General features: G+C 68.6%; 1 protein-coding gene. It reads left to right on the forward strand.

Annotated elements, in window-relative coordinates:
* Nucleotides 1-238: 238 nt before the first annotated feature.
* A partial coding sequence (locus tag AC01Y6_RS10635) for an AI-2E family transporter (protein WP_476671496.1) occupies nucleotides 239-854 on the forward strand: 616 nt, incomplete at its 3' end.

Here is an 854-nt window from a genome sequence, read left to right on the forward strand (position 1 = left end):
CCTCGCCCTGCTCCGGCGGCGCTAGAACCAAATGGGGTGCCTCGGCTTGGCCCAGGGAGGGGCTCTTTGGGGTCCTCGTTCCGGGTTTTTCTAGAGGGGTCCTTAAGCTTGCCTCGGGCCCTTGGGCGCAGGCCGTCAGGAGCGGAGAGCCCTATCCAGAGAAGGCCGGGCATGGCGTGGCCAACACGCCCCCGTTCCATTCCTCCCGGGCCGCCCTTCCAGGAATAAAGTGAGCAGCATGGGACGCTGGTTCCTGAGCCTGGGCCTCCTCCTCCTGGGCCTCTGGGCTTTAGCTCGGCTCTATACCCTCCTCCTATGGGTGTTTTTGGCCTTCACCCTTGCCGCCGCCCTAGACCCCGTGGTGAGGCTCTTGGGGCGTCGTCTCCCCTACCCCAGCGCGGTCATCCTGGCCTACCTCCTGGTCCTGGGGGTGGTGGCCCTGGGTGGCATCCTCGCGGCTCCCCTCCTCACCCGGCAGTTCCAGCTCCTGGCCGCGGCCCTGCCCCAGACCCTGGCCTGGGTGGAAAGCAACCTCGGCCTTATCCCCAACGACCTCACCGCCTCCCTGGCGGCCTCGGTGCGTGCAGCGGGAGGGCTTCTCCTGCGGGCGGCGGAGACCCTCTCGGAGCTGGTGCTCGCCCTGGTGCTTTCGGTGATGATCAGCCTCGAGCCCCACTTGGTGCAGCGGGTGGCCCCCTACTTGCCGGGAAAGGGCTGGCATGAGGTCCTGGAGGACACCTGGCGGCGCATGGGCTACTGGGCCCGGGCCCAGTTCCTCATCGCCCTCTCCTTCGCGCTCCTCTTCGGGAGCTGGCTCCTCCTCCTCGGGGTGCCGAGCCCCCTGGCCCTGGGGG

It is taken from the genome of Thermus sp. (assembly GCF_056332225.1).